Raw genomic sequence first — 15,058 nt, 5'->3', positions numbered from 1 at the left:
CTCCGCCTTACGAGGCCGCCACAATCGCCACGCCCTGACCGGAGCGGGTCTGAATCATGGCAGGCAGGCCATCGCGGTCGACGGCCTTGCGCAGGTTAAACAAATGCACTTTCAGACTGTTGCTGTCGGGCTGATCATCGCCCCACACCGCACGTGCCAAGGCTTCGCGACTGACCACCGCCGGGGACGCCCGCAGCAAGGCTTCGAGCAGTTTCCAGCCGGTCGGCGACAGATGCACATGCTCACCTGCCCGTTGTACCGTACGGCCGTCCAGATCCATCACCAGATCACCGCAGCTGAGGCGGGTCACCTGACCACTACGACGGCGCGACAGTGCCACAACCCGCACCACCAACTCCTGCATTTCAAAGGGTTTGACCAGATAGTCGTCGGTACCGGCCTGAAAGCCTTCGATCTTGTCGTCGAGCTGGTCGCGGGCGGTCAGCATCAGAATCGGTGTATTGTCACCGCCCTGACGCAAACGTTCGCACACGCTCAAGCCGTCCAGACGCGGCAGGTTGAGATCCAGCAACAGTACGTCGTACTGGTTTTCATTCATCAGATTCAAGCCAGCCACGCCATTGCTGGCGTGGTCGCATTCGATGTCTTCCAGCGACAAATAGTCGATCAGGGTGCTGGCCAGATCGAGATCGTCTTCCACCAACAACACATTCAGCATGGGGCGCTCTCCTGACCTTCCGATTGCTTGAACAGGCGGCGCTTGAGTTTGCCCAGGCCGCGGTCGCCGTCGTCCTGAATCGCCATCAGGGACGGGATCAAAACCAGCGTAATCACAGTGGCAAACATAATGCCGCAGCCCACCGATACCGCTGCCGGAATCAGGAACTGGGCCTGAATATCGGTTTCTGCCAACAGTGGCATCAAACCGGCAAAGGTGGTGAACGAGGTTAACAGTACCGCTCGCAAACGGTCGCGACAGGCGGTATTGATCGCCGCCTTACGACCGGCAGAGGTGTTTTCAAAGCCGTCGCTGTGCTTCAGGTCGTTGTAACGGGATACCAGCAACAGGCTGTCGTTAACCACCACACCGCTAAGAGCAATGATGCCGTTGAACGACTGAATACCCAGCGCAATATCAAAGGCCCAGTGACCCAGAATAGCGCCAACAATGCCAAACGGAATCGCCGTCATGATGATCACTGGCTGCACGTAGGACTTCAGCGGAATCGCCAGCAACATGTAGATGATCAACAGCGCCAGCAACGACAGGCCAATCATGCTGCTCTGGGCTTCTTCCTGCTCTTCTGCTTCACCGGCAAAGTGAATATCCAGGCCGGGGTAACTTTTCTTCAGCTGCGGTACCAGTTCGGTTTGCAGCAGGTTAACCAGCTCATTGGAGCTGATCTGATCCTTGTCGACGTCCGCCGTCATGTACACCGCGCGTTTGCCATCAATACGGGCAATGGCATTACGGGAGTAGCCGTAGCTGATGGTCGCCACCGCCGACAGCGGTACCACGGTGCCGTCAGACGTACGAACCCGAGCGGCCAGTACGTCGGCCGGATTCTGACGATCCGCTTCCGGATAACGCACCTTCACTTCAATTTCATCGGCACCGCGCTGGTAACGCTGCACCACCTGACCACTGAACGCCTGCAACACCTGTTCGGCCAGCATACCGGTGGTGAAGCCCAGTGCTTCACCCTGGGCATTAAGCTTCAGACTCACCTGCGGCTGGGTCGGATCAAGGTTGTCTTCGACACCGCTGACACCCGGAATCTGCATCAGGGCTTCGCGGAAGGCATCACCAGAAGCCGTCAGCACGTCATCGGCACTGGCACGCAGTTCAACCCGAAACGCCGATACATCGTCACGACGAGACTGGATCTTGAGGCTGCGCACACCTTCCGGTGTACCGGCCATTTTCTTCCAGGCGTTGCTGAAATCGACCAGGGTGTACGGCGCGTCAGGGCGAAGTTCCACCCGGATATTGCCGGACTGATCAGACTCGGAAATCACCTGCAAATAGGCAATGCCGTCACCGCCGAGTTTTTTATCCACCTCGTAGGCTTGCTGTTCCAGCTCAATCAGGTGGCTGTGGGTCAGGCCATAGCTGGCATCCTGCTCCATGGTCAGGCTGGCACGTACGGTATCGCCCTGGATTTCCGGGAAGAAACTCATGCGTACCGCGCCGGTGAATGGCATACCAATCACCAGCACGAAGATGCCGATAAACAGCACCACCATGGCGTAGCGGTTCAGCAGAGCGAAGTCGATCACCGGCTTGTAAAGGCGCTCGCCAAACCATTGCAGGCCAGCGTCACAGCCGTTCTGGACCTTGGCCCAGCCACGCGCCAGCGGGTTTTGGGCACCGTGACGATGGGTGTTCAGGTGGGCCAGATGCGATGGCAGGATCAGTTTGGATTCCACCAGCGACAGCAGCAAACAAATGGCTACGATGCCGGCAAACTGGCTGTAGATTTCGCCCATGCGGCCTTCGACATTGGCCAATGCGCCAAACGCTGCCACCGTGGTCAGCACCCCGAACAGGGTCGGTACTGCCACGCGCATGGTGCCACGTACGGTGTTGTTAACGGTGTCGCCGTGACGACTGCGTTCGGTATAAATACTTTCGCCGACCACCACAGCGTCGTCGACCACGATCCCCAGCGCCATGATAAAACCGAAGGTGGTGAGGTAGTTAAGCGACAGGCCCGTCCAGTTATCACCCATGAAATACAGGGTGCCGAAGAAAATAAACGGCAAACCGGCAGCCACCCAGAAGGCCACTTTCAGGTTAAGGAACAAGGCCAACAGCAAGAACACCAGCAAGATGCCGGTGGCGGCGTTTTTCACCAGCAATTCCAATCGGCTCTGAATGGATTCACTGCGGTCGTTCCAGGTTTCCAGCTGCACCGACTGCGGCAAACGACCATCGTCGATCCACTCCTGCACCACCGCCTGAGCCGCCACTACGGTGTCGGCAATGTCGTCCTGACCGGTGGTGATCACCTGCAAGGCAATGCTGTTTTTGCCCTGAAAGCGCGCCAGCACCGCGCTGCTGTCGTCGTAGGTATCACGAATACTGGCAACATCGCCCAGCAACAGTTGCTGGCCGGACTGCAAGCTGATCAGCGGGATACTGGCAAAATCGGTGGTTTCGTAAGCTTGTTCAGAGGCCTGCAATTGCAAATACAGCTGCTCGCTTTTCAGCACCGCCGTCATGCTGGAGGTTGAACCGGCGTTGATCGCGTCTTCAACGTCGGACAGCGTCAGGCCATAGGCTTGCAAACGGCCTTCATCGACTTCGATCACCATTTGCGGATCACGCCAGCCGGTTTCGCTGACGCTGGTGATATTGCTCTGGGCCAGCAAGTCGGATTTCAGTTCGGTCCCGAACATCTGCAAGGTATGACGATCCACATCGCCGTACAGCTGAATCCAGAGCGCGTGTTCTTCCCGCTGGCCTTTGGATATCACCGGATTTTTGGCATCAGCGGGAAAGCTGGAAATACCATCCACCGCGGCACGCACGTCGCGCATCAGTTCATTGAGGTCGTAGCCGTTCTGGCGTTCAACCGTAATCGAGGCACCGGTCGTACTGGAGGTGGAGGTGACCGATTCCACCCCCAACACCCCTTGCAGGGCTTCTTCGATCTTGATGGCAATGCCTTCTTCCGACTGCTCGGCAGAACCGCTGTTGTAGCTCACCGAAATGGAGATCGAATCCGGCTCAAGGCTGGGGAAGGCTTCGCGGCGAATATCGCCCATCTGGAACAAGCCCAGCGCAATCACCAACAGCAGCAGCAGGTTGGCCGCCACCGGGTTGTGGGCGAACCAGCCAATGATGCCGCCGCCAACGCCATTAGAATGCTGCGGAGTGCTCATCAGTTGGCTGCTCCGTCACTGGAATCCTTGATCAGACCGCTGTCGCCATCGGCCACAATGCGCGGGCTGACCAGCGCACCTTCGGCGTAGCTGGACAATGGCTGCATCACCACCAGTTGCTCAGCAGCCAGACCCTCTGGCACTTGCACATAGATGGAGCTGGCATCGCTGAACAACACATCCGCCAGCTGGCTTTGCAGTTGCTGCTGCTCGTTCAGGTACCAGATGTAACCGCGCTGGCTCAGCGCCGAGGTTGGCAGTTTCCAGACGTTATCCACCGGCTTGCCTTCGATGGTCATTTTCACAAAGGTGCCAGGCTGCAACGCCGGGGTTTGTTGCAGCGGCTTATCCACCGCCACAATCAACGAACGTTGGCGGGTTTCTTCATCCAGATGCTTTTCGACCCGGCTGACATATCCTTGCCATTGGCCGCGTGATTCCACCGATGTCAGAACGACGGGCCAGTGCTGCTTCTGCATGTCAGCTTCGGACGGCAGCATGGCCCATTCACGCTCGGACAGCGCTACCGCAATTTCCACCTTGTCGGTGCTGTACAGGGTCGCAACTGCACCACCGGCACTGACGTAGGCCCCCGGCATCAGGTCACGCGTGACCACCAGCGCATCAAACGGTGCGGTCAGACGGGTCCATTGCAGTTCCTTGCGGGCCGATACCAGCTCGGCTTCGGCGTTTTTCAATGCCGCACGAGCAGCCGCCAATTGCGGTTCGCGCAGCAGCAACGGCGAATCCGGGTCACCGGATAGGCCAGCCGCTTTCCATTCGGTTTGGGCCTGCTCGACTTCGCGTTCTTCTTCCAGCAAGGTCACCTTGGCATCCGCTACGGACTGCTCGGCCGCCGCTACCGCAGCCAGATAACTGCTGTTTTCCAGCTGGGCCAACAAGCTGCCTTTTTTGATCAGTTCGCCCGACTCAAAACTGGCCGACAAGCCTTCCACCACGCCACCAACCCGTGCGGTCAGCGCCAGTTCGTAGTGGGATTCGGCCGAGCCATAACCGCTCAGGCTGGCCTGATAGGTACCACGGCGGGCTTGCACCACGCGGGTGGAAGACGCAGCAGCCAGGTCGGCCTTACGGGCCTGGCCCGCTGCAGGGTTCTGGTTATTGGCAGAGGCTGATCCCGCGGCGCCAGAGCTTGCTGAGCCAGGAGCACCCGGGCGACCTCCGGAAGGTCCCATTTGACTGAGGGTATAAACCGCTGCGCCCGCTACAAAAATCAGCGCCGCTGCAATACCAATGGCAGCGCGTTTGTAGGAAGTGGAGGTGTTGTCACTCATGTCAGCGGGTCTCCGACGGGGTTGCTGAAGGGGTCATGGATTCGTTGGTAATGCCCGGCAAGCCAAGGGCCAATCCCAGCGCGATACGATTACTCAGACGCTCGTAACGCAAGCTGTTCAGGTTATCTTCCAGATCGTAGCGGGATTGCTGCACCGAGATCAGTTCCAGCAAGGTCGCCAAACCGGAACGGTAACGACGCAGGTAGCGGGCTTCGTTACTTTTGGCAGTGCCTAACGCACGCTCGATCGCGTCTTCCCGCATCGCCAGCGCTTTCTCGTTATCGAGGGCGTTTTCCACTTCGCTGACGGCAGTCAGTAAGGTATCGCGGTAAGACTGCGCCGATGCCGCCGCACTGAACTCAGCGGCATTGGCCGCGGCTTTGAGCTGGCCGCCCTGAAACAGCGGTTGGGTCAGCTGGCCGACCAGCGACCAGACTGGGTCAGTAAACAGCGACGATCCCGGCGTTGAGCCAGAGTCACTCAGCGATGCCGACAGACTGATGCTCGGCAGCATGTCCTTGTAGGCAATGTCGACGCGCTTGCTGGACGCCTGATAGGCATTCCAGGCGGCTTTCAGGTCAGGACGACGAGCCAAAGTTTGCTCAGGCAAGTCGACCAGCGGCATGCGCACCTGTGGATAGTTTTCTGGCATTGCCTCCGGATTGCCCAACCCCAGTGCGACCAGTTGCTGGTTGTCGGCGGTACCTAGCAAAGTACGCAGGGCACGCCAGGCTTCTTTCAACTGATAGTGGTTGTTGGCCAGCGTTGCCTCACCACTGGCCAGCGATGTACGGGCACTGTCGAGGTCGTCCAGCGAGCCAATACCGGCCTTGTAACGCTGCACAATGGCCTGTTCGTTTTTGCGCAGGGCGTCCAGACGCAGTTGTTGCAGGCGAATGCTGTTGTTCAGATTGATCAGGTTGAGCCAACCCTGCATCACTTCGGCCACCAGCGTGTCGCGGGTTTGCTGCCACACCGCCAGTTGTTCGGCAACGTCCAGCTCGGCAGCGCTGTTGCTGTCGGCCAGTTTGGCCCACAGGTCCAGCTCCCAACTGACATTGAGAGAACTGGTAAAGCTGTTGCCGTTGTTTTCAGAGCGGGAGCCCTGGAAGGAGACATCTGCAGAGGGGAGCTGGCTGGCACGAGTGCCCAGACGCTGAGCCTGAAGCTGTCGCAAGGTGAACCAGCTTTGCTGCAAGCCCGGGTTGGCGCTCAGGCTGGCGTCAACCAGTTGTTCCAGTTGATCGGAGCCGAGTAAATCCAGCAGGCTGGTGTTGGTGGTATCTGTGGTTTCCGAAGCAGCAGCGCTGTCTACCTGCCATTGGCCCGTATCGACTTGCCATTGGCGAAGGGCATTGCGCTCATCCAACAGTGCTTGCTTATCGCTTTGCTGCGAGCCGGACAAGGCCGAACAACCGGACAGCAGCACCGCAGCGGCAGCCATCAGCAAGGACGCACGACGACCGGCGGCCTGCGTTTGGGAACGCGTGTACGGTGTGGTAAGGGCACTCCGGGTACATGGGATAGCAGACAGCGGGACGGGCCGGATCGGCATTCTGAAAACTCCACCTGATGATAAGGGCGATATTATCTTACAAAGCGGTTAACAGCGGGTTAACCGCTGTCTCCAAACGGCTGCCAATCGGCCGTCTGGCCACCGATTGGAGTAAAGAATTGTAGCGGTAAATGTCCTTCGGAAACGAGCCCAGGGAATTGTTCAGAACATCCAGTTTACATCGTCGTAGTCGTCTTCAACGCAACTGCGGAAGGCATCCAGCGTGGTTTCGTCTTCACAATCCACCCGATCGGCAATCAGGCTACCATCGTCGTCCACGTAAACCCGCACCAGCAGGTAACGCTCGGCGCGGTCGTCATCGTCTTCGTAGTCTTCCACCACGTCTTCGATGTCGTCGCACTGGGAGTACTGTTCGCAGTCGAGGGCAATGGTGTCGTAAAGGGTGAAGTTGCTGTTTTGCGACGGCAAGGCACTGGCGCGTAGCACAATGCGGAATTTGTAGGAGGAGCCAAAGCGGTCGTCCGGGCTGTCGTCGTCCTCATCAAGGTCGACGGCCGTGATGATGCCGCCGTTGCTGACGGTTTTGACCACATCAATGTGGTAACGGTAACCCCAGCTGAAACTCCAGTTGCTGATGCCGTCTTCCAGTTGCAGCAGCTCGTAATCGCCGGATGCATTCACCTTGAACAGCTGACACAACATGGCTTCCGACAAACCGCAGTCGCTCATTACCGGAGCAATGTACCAGGACACATCGGTTTCGCCTTCGCAGTCGCTGGCGTAGTCGTCTTCGGCAGCGGCACAAATCACACTGTCGAGGGCAATGCCGCCACTGCCATCCACCACAAATTGCAGCTCGGTTTCGTAGCTGTTGGCCACCGCCGCATCCAGCGCCTCACAGCTGCTGCTGGCACTGCAGTCGAAGTCGATTTCGCCACCCAGGTTCCAGCTGCTGTCGTCAAGGGCGTAAAGAATGCCGGTGTTGGTGTAGAGAGTCAGAGAGAAAGCTTCTTCACTGGCGCTCACCGCTTCCATCGACTGCGTGCTGTCGAAGCTGTAGCTGTCCGGGTCGCCGCTGTCGTCATAGGAAATGGTCACCGTGGCGGTGTAACGGTAGCCCCATTGGAAATCATCAAAGTTGGAAAACGGCACATCCGCCACTTCCCAACTGTCGTCTTCATCTTCCCGAATGCGGAAACACAGGCTGCTGTCTTCGTCATCGCACTGCTGTTTGTAGTAGTCGATGTAGAGTGTGGTGGTTTCGTCATCCCAATGACGACCCAGCCCCTGGCAGGCAACAAGAGTCAGAGCCGTGCTGGCCAACAGGGTTAGCCCTAACAGCCGTTTGATGATTGCAGACATGGTGTTCCGTTGCGCCCGGGGCGCGGTCAATTCGGTTATTCAGAACGTCCGTGTTGCAACAGAATTGGCATGGCGTAAGCCAGCAGCACCTGTTTCTGAACGTCACGTTCTTCGGATTCAAAGCGGTCGCGCATTTGTTGTTCGAGTTCCGCACTGACGGCTTCCGCAGGCAGGTCGGTGTGACAGTCAAACTGCCGCTGCAACAACCCCAGCGCCGCATGATGCACGGGTAATATTTCAGTCATGTCACGCAGCTGCTGGTCAATGGCGGCGGCCATCACGTCGGCGCTGGCCATTTCCTCGTCCGTCAGCGGCCGGCCAAAGTCGATGTGAATCACACCCTTGTTGCCGGTAATGCCGGTCAGCAGGCTGCGGGTATCTTCGCCTTCTTCCTTGCTGTAGGTACCGTAACGGGCCTTGGCGACCAGTTCACGGGCCTTCATCACATCACAAGGGTCCCATTCGTATTGAATGCATACCGGCACCGGACGCAAGTGGCCCATACTCTCGGCAAAGCTTTCCTTCCGCTCACGGCCGTGCAGCGCCATCATTTTCAGCACCGCAGTGTCGGTCATGTCGATGGCGTTTTTGGCGCGCCCTTCACGCTGGGCAATCCACACCGATTCCTGCTCATCGAGGGTATGGCGAATGTAGTTCGACAGCTGTTGCAAAGCCGCCAGTTTCTCACGCTTGTTGGTAATGTTTCGTTTAACAATGAAAGACTTGTTCAAGCGCATCACGTCGCCCACATCCGGGTGACTGAGCAGGTTGTCGCCGATGGCAATGCGACTGGTTGGCCAACCTGCGTTGTGCAACGAGTAGTTGATCAGGGTCGGGTCCATGGCGATATCACGGTGGTTGGATATCCACAGGTGCCCTTGTTGCGGGTTCATTTGATCCAGACCACGCACCACCACATCGGTGGCGGTTTTGGCCAACAAGCGGCCAATCCAGTTTTCCATCCAGATCTGGAAATCCTGCACCGTGTGGACATCGGCCATTTGCTTGATCAGCACCCGTTTGGCCAGCGGCAACATCAACTCACGCAGCCAGCCTGGCAGCAGCGGCAAACGATACTTCAACAGCGCGCGGTGAACGGTGTCGGACTGACAAATGCGGTCGAGAACGGCAGCAACTTCGCTGTCCTGATAAGGGCGGATGTCGGCGTATAAATCTTGCATGGAGGGTTCAGGGTCTGGGTAGTCATCGGCGGCGGGGATGATGCCTGAGTTGGCCGCCTTAAGGCAAATTCAGGACTGTGTTACCGTGTCGGCTGAAATTGACCGCAGCCTCTTTAAAAGTCGGGCTTTTGCCCCCACATAGCCTGCAACCGTCCTGTTGAGAGAACTCCCATGATTGAACAATGGCAACCGGCCAGCGCCAGCAACGCCTCCCTTCCCAAAGCCGACCAGTTACAGCAACTGCCTGCGGCTCTGGTTAACAGCGACAGCGCCGAGCCTTCAATCAATGAAAGCGCCCTCGACGCCGCCCTGCTGCAACAGGCCAAGCTGTGGACGCAATTAAACGAAGAACAATGGGCGGACGGCTGGGGCGAGCTGGACGACCAGACGCTGTGGAACATTGCGCTGTTTTACGTACTGGCCGAGCAACAGCTGGACGACTGGCAACTGGCCGACAAGAACCCGGCCATCTGGGTCTTCCGCATGTTGAAAAAGCGTGGCACACCGGTGCCCAAAGATCAGATCAAGGCCATCAAGAAACTGACCGACAACCGCTTTATTCCTTACGGCAGCGTGCTGTAAATCAGCGTACTTTAAAGCGACCCGCTTCAGCGATTGTTACGGGGATTATGGGCTGCCAAAAACACCGGCAGCTCACGCTTGAGGTCTTCCAGCCGAATAGGCTTGGCCAAATAGCCGTTCATCCCGGCTGCTTCACAAGCGCCTTTGCGGTCGGCCATCACATCGGCTGACAGCGCCACGATCAATAGCGGCGACTGATCCTGTTGTTGTTCCCGCTGGCGAATCTTGCGGCTGGCTTCGAGGCCATCCATGTTCGGCATATGGCAGTCCATCAACACCAGATCGAACGACTGCTCGGCGGTTATCGCAACCGCCTGCAAACCATCCACCGCCAGTTCAACCTCACAACCGAGGCGTTTGAGCATCTGGCTGGCAACCTTCTGGTTGACCGGATTGTCTTCCGCCAGCAACACCCGACAGCCTTCCAGCAGCCCGGCGTCTGATACAGGCGCAGCCGAATGCGGCACGAGTGCCTGCTGCGGCTGATCCAGCGGCAGTGATTTCTGCATGGCCATACCGGGCTCTGCCGCTGGCGAAGAAGTACTGCGCTCACCGCCATTGAACAGATGAACGCGGGTAATCAACTGCTCTGGCGCGGCCACCAGCAGCCGTCGCAGTAGCGATTTGACGTTGGCCTGACTCATTGGCCATTCCCAACAGGCTCGAATGCCCTGTTGCAGCAACACGTCCCGCGGCTCCCAGATGCCATCCGAGGAGGTCATCGCCACCAGCAAGCGACGCTGACGTAACTGCAGCCGGAAGTTGTCGTCGCTCTCGCGCCAGCATTGCTGCGACATCACCAGTAACGCTGGCGGCGGATTCTGTTGCAGCGCTTCCAGCACCTTGGCCGTACTGCTGAATTCACGCGCCAGCATGTTCATGCTACGGGCCACCGATGCCAGCAAGGTGCGATGCACACGTTGATCGTCACAGATCCACATATCACCGCTGACACTGCCCGGCTCCGATGGTCGTGGCACATCGGCCCGAAATGCCACAGGCAAGCTCACATCAAACCAGAAATTCGAGCCCGAGCCCGGGGTGCTGACCACGCCGACCTTGCCATCCATCAGCTTCGCCAGGCGTTGGCAAATACTCAGCCCCAAACCGGTTCCGCCCGCTTCGGTGGAAATGCGGCCATGAGCAAAGCTGTACTCTTCAAACAGTGCCACCGCGCGACTGGCACCAATGCCAATGCCGGTGTCTTCGACCGAAAACCGGATGGCAACGTTGCTGTCGTGATCGCGCACCAGCACCGCTCGCAACAGCACATGGCCTTGCTCGGTGAATTTGATGGCGTTGTTGAGGTAGTTCATCAGGATTTGGCGAATTCGCATCGGATCGCCAATCAGTTGTTGCGGCAGCTTGTCATCCACAAAGGATTGCAGCGTCAGACGCTTTTCCTGCGCCTTGGCTGAGACCATGTCCAGTAGGCTTTGCACCAGTTCGTGGAGATCAAATTCTTCCTGCTCGATGCTGAGTTTGCCAGCGTCGATTTTGGAGATATCGAGAATGTCGTTGATGATCGCTAACAGGTGTTCGGAGGAGCTGTGAATCACCCGCTGATAACCCTGTTGCTCTTCGTCCAGCGGCGTCTGTTCCATCAATGACACCATGCCCAGCAAGCCGGTCATAGGAGTGCGGATTTCGTGACTCATATTAGCCAGAAAGCGGCTTTTGGCGTTATTCGATTGCTCGGCCGCCAGTTTGTCCTGGCGCAGTTGCTGCAACTCCTCAAACCGTTCGCTGGTGTCCTGAATGAACATCATCACGTAGCCGGGTTTACTGGTGTCCCGGCTCAGCCGAATCCGGCCACTGGCCTCCAATTCCGGCAGCTCAAATTCCAGAACCCCGGCGTCGCCACCGGCCAATGTGGTTTCCAGCGCTTGCAAGAACTGCTGACGCAATGCCACCGGGAACAGAATGGCAAATTCGGATTCGGGAGCAAGATCGTGATCAAAGAAGGGGCGGTTGGCTTCCACCACCCGGCCGCGACTGTCCAGACTGACCAGTACGTCGGGGTGTTGCCACCACCACAAATTGCGACTGCGGTTGGCGCGCTTGAGGCGGTTGTTTTCTGCCCGCGTCACTCGCAGGGCCGACAACAGCATCAGAAACATGCCGGCCACAACCAGAATGAACAACGCCTGTAGCCATTGATAGGTAAATAGGTCTGCCATAACGTCCGATGTTTGCGCTCCGGTTGGCGGCCTTTCGGGTCATCGTATTGGCCCGGCTCAACAGGCCCGGTTGGCGTACCTTATACCGGGCGCTGGGTGTGACTTTCGCTCAAATCCAGTAGCCCGACAAAGCGTTTTTGCTCCACCGGCCATTGTATTCGACACCAGCCATCCGTGCTGACCCCGGTCGGAATATCGCCACCGGCCACAATACACAGAATATCCTGACTTTCGGATTCCCGTCGTACCCGGTTCACAGCCGCGACCATTTCTTCGCTGGACACCACCACCGCGGTTGGCTGTTGTTCCGAGAACACATAACCAAACTGCATCGCATCACTGGCCACCATGGGTTCCCAGCCTGCCCGTCGCGCCGTCGAGGCCAACTCGGCGGCCAGATCTTCGGGCTCTGCCAGAATCAACAGGGTACGGCCGTGCTGGCGCAACTCGTCCGGAACCGGCATATGGTTGCTTTGCAGGAAACTGATGAATCCCGGCAATGGAATGCGGTTATCCCCGCGTCCCGGCAACTTGTATGCTTCCAGATGACCGCGCTCAATCCAACGGATGACTGTTCTGAAATTAACACCACAATATTTGGCAACTTCGCCTGTGGTAAGAGCTTGTTTTCCCCTCACGACACCGCCCAGCCTGTCTGATACTTTAAACTCAGTATAGATAGCCTTTGGCCTTTGCAAGTCCAAAACAGTATTCTCTGTGTAAGTGCTGTACCCAACGCATGACATATGAACCAGAAACCGGTGGCCAGGGAGGATTTAACCGGCATGGCTCAACAAGTGTTATTCATAAACGATGGCACGGCCTCACTGCACACAGCCTATCAGGCGCTGATATCCCGGGACGTTGATGTGCATCTTGCACACAACCTGAAAGAAGCCGAGTCGATATTCAGCACCTACAAAATTCAGGTTGTGGTGTTTGGCGCCATTAACGGCAAGGCTAACTGGCGTCAGATCGCCAGTCACCTGCGTGACATCAGTCCATCCAGCTACCGCATGCTGATGGCCAATGACCTCGACTATCAACACGTACATGCTGCGCGCCAGGAAGGCCTGCTGCACAAGTTTGTGGTCAGCCCGGTATTGCCCAACAGCCTCTTGCGCGACATTCAGGAAGGCGCCCGTCAGGCGTCACTGCTGCACAAGCTGATTCGGCTGAAGACCTCCATCAAGCCGGATATGTGCACCCTGCTGACCGATCGCAACTGGGTTATCCGACTGGCCAACGACTCCATTTGTGAATTGCTGGGCGAAACCGAAAGCAATCTGGTTGGCCGCAACCTGTTCAGCAACCAGATCAGCCAGATGCCGGTGGCGCTGGAAACCGAATTGACCCGCCAGGTTGAAGCTGGCCATTCCTGGCTGGGCTATTTCAGTCTGCACGCCCACAATGGCCAGCCTTGCGCCATGTGGGCAGCCATCAGCTCGGTCAGCCGCGACTATTGCATCTGCGTGTTTGAGGCCGCCACCGACCATCACCCCGGGCGCGATTACAGCGACTGGTTGGCGATGAAAGACCAGCATCAGCAATTCGAGCAGCTCGACAGCTTTCTGGCCAGCTCTGCCGGTATGAGTTGTTTGCAGGTGGTTCGGTTTGACGAACAGCCACTGCAAAAAGACGACAACGGCTTTGCCTGTTACAAGGCCATGGTGGAATGCATTGGCAACCGCCAACCCCTGTTTCAGCTGGCCAACCACCTGTTTGTGCTGCCGTTGATGGCCACCGACCACAGGCAATGCCCGGACGATCACAAACGCTCGATCAAACAGCGCTTTCAAAGCCCGCTGATCAGTGCCGGTGACGCCATTACCCTGACCCCCGAAATGCGTTGCCTGCCGTTGCACGAAGAACATCAGCGCGACCCTCTGGATACCTTGCGCGAGATGCTCGACAGCCCCATCAGCCGCAGCCGGGCACTGGTAGCACAAGAAACCTCAGAACAACCGGCAGTCACCAGCAGCCAGCAGGCCTTCAACGATTACCGGGCACGACCAGTGTTTAACAAGCTCGGGGGGCTCAGTGGGCTGGAGCTGCTGCCGGAGTACATTCAAGACCCGGAGGTGTGCCACCTGTGGCTGGAAAACATGCAGCACACCTGGCAGCAACACATTCAGGAGCTGCCCAATATTTTCGTGCGTCTCGACAGCATCAATAACCCGGTCTGGATGGCCATGCGACAGTGCATAAGCCAGTGGCAACAGACAGGGCAGAGCCCACTCTGGCAGTTGATTCTGCCGTGGCAGGCCGACATGGCGCAGCTTGAGCGAACGTCGCTGATGTTGCCTGAGGGCATCGGTTTGATCATTGAAGTGGCAGGCCTGCCGGGGGCGCCCTTGCCGGTATTGCGACAGCTGGCCCGCTGCGATATTGACGGCATCAGCATTGCCGCCAACGAAATCAATCGCTGGCGCGCCAGTGGCGATGCCGACTACAGTATCTTTCAACCCTTGCTGGAACAGGGCAAGCGCATCTACTGTCACGGCATCGAATCCACCGAAGCCCTGGCTACCGCCCATCAGAGCAGTTCGATCTGGCTGGAAGGCAACGCCTTGTCCCGCCCCATCGGCGCCCAACAGATTCACTGGTTTGCCAGTCATTGATAACTCCGCAAAGCTGACGGGTAACCTTGCCGGGCACTCTCAATAGCAATCGATAGCAATATTGATACAGTTCAAGCCGTAACAACTCATGTATCATTAAGGGCTAAACCGGAGGACCGAACGTGAACAAAGACCAAGCCTACCACCAGATTGCCCTGGCCTGCCTGAAAACCCTGCGTAACACCAATGCCAGCAGCGATGATGCCGTGGCAGAGCTGTACAGCGCCATCGATGAAGCGTTTCAGGGCCAATTTGCCTTGCTGATTACGGAACTGGAAGAGAACCGCGAGCGTCTCAACCGCATCTGCGAACTCGACCCCAACAGCTGCACCCTGGCCGACGCCCAGGCCATTGCTGAAATTCGCGGTACAGCGCACTAATCGCTGACCGCCACGGGCGAGTCCCAGCCGGATTTGCCCACACACCACCCACCGTGAACGGAACCACGCGACCCTGTCAGGAGCTGAAATGC

At 57.7% G+C, this 15,058-nt stretch carries 11 protein-coding genes; 3 read left to right on the top strand and 8 right to left on the bottom strand.

Annotation, left to right across the window (positions count from 1 at the left end; translation table 11 throughout):
* Positions 1–7 precede the first annotated feature (7 nt).
* From G516_RS0107230 to G516_RS21490, 6 genes are all read right to left on the bottom strand, one after another.
* Complete coding sequence (locus G516_RS0107230; protein ID WP_028293076.1) at positions 8–679, bottom strand: response regulator transcription factor; 672 nt, start codon at positions 677–679, stop codon at positions 8–10.
* Entirely contained in the window at positions 673–3,849 is a 3,177-nt protein-coding gene (locus G516_RS0107225) for an efflux RND transporter permease subunit (RefSeq protein WP_028293075.1), read from the bottom strand. Before G516_RS0107225 ends, G516_RS0107230 begins: the two co-directional genes overlap by 7 nt.
* On the bottom strand, positions 3,849–5,144 hold the full coding sequence (locus G516_RS21500) for an efflux RND transporter periplasmic adaptor subunit (protein ID WP_051219041.1): 1,296 nt from the start codon (positions 5,142–5,144) through the stop codon (positions 3,849–3,851). The genes G516_RS0107225 and G516_RS21500 overlap by 1 nt, the downstream gene beginning before the upstream one ends.
* A 1-nt stretch (position 5,145) precedes the next feature.
* Entirely contained in the window at positions 5,146–6,699 is a 1,554-nt protein-coding gene (locus tag G516_RS21495) for a TolC family protein (protein ID WP_084644929.1), read from the bottom strand.
* Positions 6,700–6,861: 162 nt separating this feature from the next.
* Positions 6,862–8,022: a hypothetical protein gene (locus G516_RS0107210; protein WP_028293074.1), complete on the bottom strand. Its 1,161-nt coding sequence runs from the start codon at positions 8,020–8,022 to the stop codon at positions 6,862–6,864.
* A 35-nt stretch (positions 8,023–8,057) separates the two neighbouring features.
* Positions 8,058–9,203, bottom strand: a complete 1,146-nt coding sequence (locus G516_RS21490) for a 1-acyl-sn-glycerol-3-phosphate acyltransferase (protein WP_036535070.1) — start codon at positions 9,201–9,203, stop codon at positions 8,058–8,060.
* Positions 9,204–9,374: 171 nt separating this feature from the next.
* On the opposite strand from G516_RS21490, the gene G516_RS0107200 reads away from it, so the two are divergent.
* The gene (locus tag G516_RS0107200; protein WP_028293073.1) at positions 9,375–9,785 is read left to right on the top strand and encodes a hypothetical protein; all 411 of its coding nucleotides are present in this window, start codon (positions 9,375–9,377) and stop codon (positions 9,783–9,785) included.
* A gap of 26 nt (positions 9,786–9,811) precedes the next feature.
* Here the strand turns inward: G516_RS0107200 and G516_RS0107195 are convergent, their stop codons facing one another.
* On the bottom strand, positions 9,812–11,965 hold the full coding sequence (locus G516_RS0107195) for a response regulator (protein ID WP_028293072.1): 2,154 nt from the start codon (positions 11,963–11,965) through the stop codon (positions 9,812–9,814).
* Between the two features lie 80 nt (positions 11,966–12,045).
* The gene (locus tag G516_RS24310; RefSeq protein WP_211225077.1) at positions 12,046–12,603 is read right to left on the bottom strand and encodes a helix-turn-helix domain-containing protein; all 558 of its coding nucleotides are present in this window, start codon (positions 12,601–12,603) and stop codon (positions 12,046–12,048) included.
* 147 nt (positions 12,604–12,750) lie between these two features.
* Between G516_RS24310 and G516_RS0107180 the strand changes: the two genes are divergently transcribed.
* Together G516_RS0107180 and G516_RS0107175 are read left to right on the top strand one after the other, a co-directional pair.
* Positions 12,751–14,586, top strand: coding sequence for a hypothetical protein (locus G516_RS0107180; RefSeq protein ID WP_156878980.1), 1,836 nt, complete (start codon positions 12,751–12,753; stop codon positions 14,584–14,586).
* 122 nt (positions 14,587–14,708) lie between these two features.
* Positions 14,709–14,966, top strand: coding sequence for a hypothetical protein (locus G516_RS0107175; RefSeq protein ID WP_028293068.1), 258 nt, complete (start codon positions 14,709–14,711; stop codon positions 14,964–14,966).
* The last annotated feature ends 92 nt before the right edge of the window (positions 14,967–15,058 follow it).

Origin of the sequence: Oceanobacter kriegii DSM 6294 (assembly GCF_000422845.1) — a bacterium.
Lineage (GTDB): Bacteria > Pseudomonadota > Gammaproteobacteria > Pseudomonadales > Oceanobacteraceae > Oceanobacter > Oceanobacter kriegii.
The sequence above is the reverse complement of the archived record's forward strand: the minus strand, read 5'-3'. Positions and strand labels throughout refer to the sequence as shown.